The 4,725-nt window shown below is 61.9% G+C and carries 4 protein-coding genes; 1 reads left to right on the forward strand and 3 read right to left on the reverse strand.

The features are described from left to right. The coding region (locus tag NW818_RS13510; RefSeq protein ID WP_414424844.1) for an ATP-dependent metallopeptidase FtsH/Yme1/Tma family protein at positions 1–904 on the reverse strand (904 nt) is incomplete at its 3' end. Between the two features lie 136 nt (positions 905–1,040). Then, positions 1,041–1,916 (reverse strand): SDR family NAD(P)-dependent oxidoreductase, encoded by an 876-nt coding sequence (locus tag NW818_RS13515; protein ID WP_414332084.1) that lies wholly within the window; start codon positions 1,914–1,916, stop codon positions 1,041–1,043. A 235-nt stretch (positions 1,917–2,151) separates the two neighbouring features. Here NW818_RS13515 and NW818_RS13520 point away from each other — a divergent pair, with 235 nt between their 5' ends. Next, positions 2,152–2,739, forward strand: coding sequence for a hypothetical protein (locus tag NW818_RS13520; RefSeq protein WP_414424845.1), 588 nt, complete (start codon positions 2,152–2,154; stop codon positions 2,737–2,739). Positions 2,740–2,761: 22 nt separating this feature from the next. On the opposite strand, the gene NW818_RS13525 is transcribed toward NW818_RS13520, so the two are convergent. After that, a partial coding sequence (locus NW818_RS13525) for a DNA gyrase subunit A (RefSeq protein ID WP_414424846.1) occupies positions 2,762–4,725 on the reverse strand: 1,964 nt, incomplete at its 5' end.

The raw sequence follows: 4,725 nt of genomic DNA on the forward strand, positions 1-4,725 counted from the left end.
CCATCTCGGTGAGCAACTGGTTCAGGGTTTGCTCGCGTTCGTCGTTGCCCCCGCCGATGCCGGCCCCCCGCTGCCGGCCCACCGCGTCGATCTCGTCGATGAAGATGATGCAGGGCGCATTCTCCTTGGCCTTCTTGAAGAGATCCCGTACGCGAGAGGCACCCACCCCGACAAACATTTCCACAAACTCAGAGCCGGACAGGCTAAAGAAAGGCACTCCTGCCTCGCCGGCAATGGCCTTGGCCAGAAGGGTTTTGCCCGTCCCCGGCGGCCCCACCAACAACACACCCTTGGGGATCTTGGCCCCAACAGCGGTGAAGCGCTCCGGCTTCTTCAAGAAGGTAACCACCTCTTGCAATTCTTCTTTGGCCTCTTCGATGCCGGCCACATCGTCGAACTTAACGCCGGTTTTGGCTTCCATCTGAAAGCGGGCCCGCGATTTGCCGAAGTTCATTGCCTGCCCAGGGCCGCCCGCTCCAGCACCGGCACGCCGCAGGAAAAAGAACAACCCTCCCAACAGCAACAGCGGGATCACCAGGTTGCCCAGAAGCGCCCAAAAGGCGCTGCCATTGCGGGTGGGTACCACTGCCACTTCGATCCCCTGCTCGGTGAGGCGGTCCACCAGTTGCGGTACGGTGTTGGGCAGCAGGTTCACTCGGTAGCGGGTGGAATGCTGGGTCTGGGGATCCACAGCCGTAACTTCAGCTACCAGATTGTTGTCCGTGAGGCGCACATCCGTAACCCGCCCCTCCTCGACGTAGCGCAAAAAGCGATCGTAGGTGAGGGCCGAGGCCAAAGCTGCATGGGCGGGTGCAGGCTGCAGCACCAGGCCGAATCCCTGCCAGAGACAAAAGCCCAGCAGGAGGGCGATCAGCCAGCGCTGGGGAGATAGAGGCTTGTTCATAGGGAAGAGAACGCTCGGTTATTAAAAGTCCTTTAACAAACTTAACCTGTCCCTCCTGGAAGGCACAACCCTACCCCCGCAAGGATGAGCTCCTGAGGGATCCCTGCCCCATCCGATGCCCGCCACCAGCCTGCAATTAGGCCGAGCCGGGGGATCCCAGACCATCCAGCCCATAGACGCGCCGCCACATGGAGTCAGCCAGAGCAGCGGGCATGAGCCGCATCAGCCCCAACGCCACCTTACCCCCCGTGAAAGCGGTGTAGCGGTCGGAAGGGTGAGGATCGGTCATCGCCCTCAGGATCGGCTCCACCACCTTCTCCACCGGCCAGGCCATTTTGCTGAACGAGCTGGCCAGATCGGCAGTCTTGTCCAAGATCGCTTTGTAGGGGCCATTGGGGTTGACAACGGCAGCAAAGGTTTCTTCCGCCACGCGGCCAAACTCGGTGGCCACCGGCCCCGGCTCGATCAAGATGACCTTGATGCCGAAGGGGGCCACTTCCACCCGCAGGGCGTCGCTGAGGGCTTCGACAGCAAACTTGGTGGCGCTGTAAACGCCGCTGAAAGGCATGGACAGCTGGCCGGCCACCGAGCTGAGGTTGAGGATGCGGCCACTGCCCCGTTCCCGCATTTGGGGCAAGAGGGCACGGGTGAGGGCGTGCAAGCCAAATACATTCACCTCAAACTGGCGCCGCATGGCCGCCACATCCACCTCTTCCACCGGCCCCATCTGGCCATAGCCGGCGTTGTTCACCAGGATATCCACCCGGCCAAAATGATCCAGAGCCTTTTGGGCCAGTGCCTCCACCTGGGCCGTATCGGCCATGTCGGTGGGCACCACCAGCGCCTCCGCCCCCCGACTTTCCACCAAGTCCTTGACGTTTCGCAGCAGCCCTTCCCGACGGGCCGCCAGCACCAAGCGAGCCCCGCGTTTGGCCGCCTCCAGAGCGACGGCTTCCCCAATTCCAGCAGAGGCGCCGGTAATCAGCACCACCTGATTGGCAAGTGAAGGCATGGTTTCTTTTATCCAAACTCTCCACCATCCTAGAAGAACGACCGGGATCCCTGGAGAGGGGCAGCTCCGTCTTCCGAACTTCTGGATTCGGCATCCGGTATTATGGCTATGATGGGGTGAGCCCAAAAAACAGCCGGGACAAAGCCCGATGGACAAGCTTCCTCTTGGGCTGAGGTCTTGCGGCGCTTTGACCAAAGTCTAAAGTGTAGAGAATGGGGTATAGGGTGCAGCGACTGTGAAGTACTTCTGCAGACGAATTGGCCGAGGTCGATCTCTGTCGCCGGAAGAGCGCTGGGCCGTTACCGAGGCCCGCTTGGCTCAATTGCTCAGGGCAGCGGAAGCCAACTTGCGGGCCAATTCTGAGTTGCGCCAACAGCAGCAGGAGCAGCAAAAGCAACTGGAAGCCGAGCGCCGCCACAGCGAAGCCCTAAGAGACTCGACCGCCGATTTGCGCACCAGCGTGATGGAGCTGCGGGAAGGACAGGCCCTTTGGCAGAGCCATGTGGAAGAGCTGCGCTCTTGTCTGCGGGAGCTGCTCAAGGAACAAAGCGAACTGGTGCAGATTGTTGCCCAGCAGCAGCACATCCTGAAGGATTGTCAGGAAGTCATCCGCGCCATGCTGGAGCAAATGCGAGATGACCACCGAGACTTCCGCTCTGCCATCAGCATTTTGCTGGAGGAGCTGCACCAAACCGTGCGCTGTTTGGTTATCAGGTCAGGTGGCACCCTACCCAAGCCCGTTCGCCATCCCGAAGTGCCGGAGACGGATCCCGGCTCCCCGCCGACCGATTCGGCCTCGCCTGGGGAAGGCTCTTCGTCCTAGGGATCTTCTGCTCCCCCAAGAGCTATCCCACATCGCCTTCCGGCAGCCACTGCGGCAAGAACAGGCGCAACTCCCTGACCCGCTCCCCTTTGACCAGGAGGGATCCGCCCCCGGAGCGGCTTTGCAGCGGGATCTCGGCAGGAGAGAAGGAGTACACCTGTTCAGACTCTGTGATCACATCCAGTTGCAGATGGGAATGCCTCTCCAGCTCGGGGGGGAGACCCACCAAGCCCACCAGCACATCCCCTCGGTCGGAGAAGTGAAAGGCCGGCGCGCCCACCGGACTCCGCTCCAAGATGGGGATCTCCTCCAGAGACAAGCGCTTCAGATAGCCCGACCGGCTGGCCAGAACCAGGATCCCTTGCGGGGGCAGCAGCGCCATACCAACTACTCGCTCGGCGCGCCCCAGGCGCAGGGCCGGCGATCCCATAGCCGCTCGACCCATCAAAGGGATCCCTTCGGCAGCCAGCCGCAGCACCCGTCCCCCTGAAGTAGCCAGGACGACGCTGTAGCCTTGGTGGCCGGGATCCCAAAGGGCTGCCCAGCCCAGCTCATCTCCCTCCTTTAGTTTGAGGACGGTGGATCCCCGTTGGGTAAGGCCCATCAACTCTGCCAGGGCCAGCCGCTTGATCCGCCCCTGCCGGCTGAGCACCACCAAACTTGCCTTGCCCGGATCCGGAGCCAACGTGAAGGTGGCGACGATCGGCTCAGGGTTGGGAAGAAGGGTGAGCAGGGGTACCCCCCGTGAAGAGCCAGTGCTGAGGGGAATCCCTGCGATGGGCACGGTAAAAGCCTTGCCGCCAGCGGTGAGCACCAAGATTTCCTGCTCCAGCGTGACGCATTCCAGGCCGACCAGCACATCTTCCCCCAGTTCCCGTTGCGCCGGGTTGCTGCGGGAGCGACGGCTAGGCAGAGGCAGGCGGCGCACATAGCCCTTGCGGGTGAATTGCAGCAAGAAGTGGGTCTCTTCCGTCTCTTCGCCGCTGGGGATTTGGGCCACTTCCGCTTCCAGCTCCGAGGCCGAGAGGATCTGGGTGCGCCGGGGATCCCCGAAGGTCTTTTTCAGGTGTCGCAGCTCTTTTTTCAAATAATTCAAGAGCTTGCGGCGGTCGCTGAGTAGCCCCTGCAGTTCTTCGATGCGGGTCTGCAACTGGGCGTGTTCCTGGTGCAGCCGTTCCCGCTCCAATCCCGTCAGGCGACGCAGAGGCATGGCCAAAATCGTCTCTGCCTGCTGGGGGGTACAGCCCAGGCGAGTTTGCAATTGGGCTTTGGCCGTGGTACCATCGGGCGCTTGCCGCAGCAGCTCGATCACCCCCTCCAGATCCGCCAACGCCAGCAACATTCCTGCCACCTCTTCCGCCTTGCGCTGCACCTGCTGCAACTCGGCACGGAACATCCGGTTGAGGGTGGCCTCGCGAAATTGCAAGAAGTGTTGCAGGATGTCCTTGAGGCTGAGCTGCCGCGGTTCCCCGTTCACCAAAGCCAGCAGGATGGCTCCAAAGTTGCTTTGCAAAGGGGTGAGCTTATACAACTGCTGCAAAACCGCCTGTGGGTTGGCCTCTCGCTTCAGCTCCACCACCACGCGAATGCCGCTGCGATCCGACTCATCCCGCAGATCGGCGATGCCGCTGATGCGGTCTTGGTTGGCCAGCTCGGCCACTTTTTCGATCCAGGCGGCTTTGTTCACCTGGTAGGGAAATTCAGTGATCACCAGAGCAGGCCGCCGGTGGCGTCCTTTGCCCGGCTGGATCTCCTCAAATCGGGCTACCCCCCGCAGGGTGATGGAACCGCGCCCGGTGAGGTAGGCTTCGCGGATCCCTTGGGTGTCTAAGATTTGGCCGCCGGTGGGAAAATCCGGCCCTGGGATCCACCGCAACAGTTCCTCAGGGCTGAGGTCGGGATGGTCGATCAAAGCCAACAGGCCATCCACCACTTCCCCCAGGTTGTGGGGTGGGATATTGGTGGCCATGCCCACGGCAATGCCGG

It is taken from the genome of Synechococcus sp. R6-5, assembly GCF_047461775.1.
Lineage (GTDB): Bacteria > Cyanobacteriota > Cyanobacteriia > Thermostichales > Thermostichaceae > Thermostichus.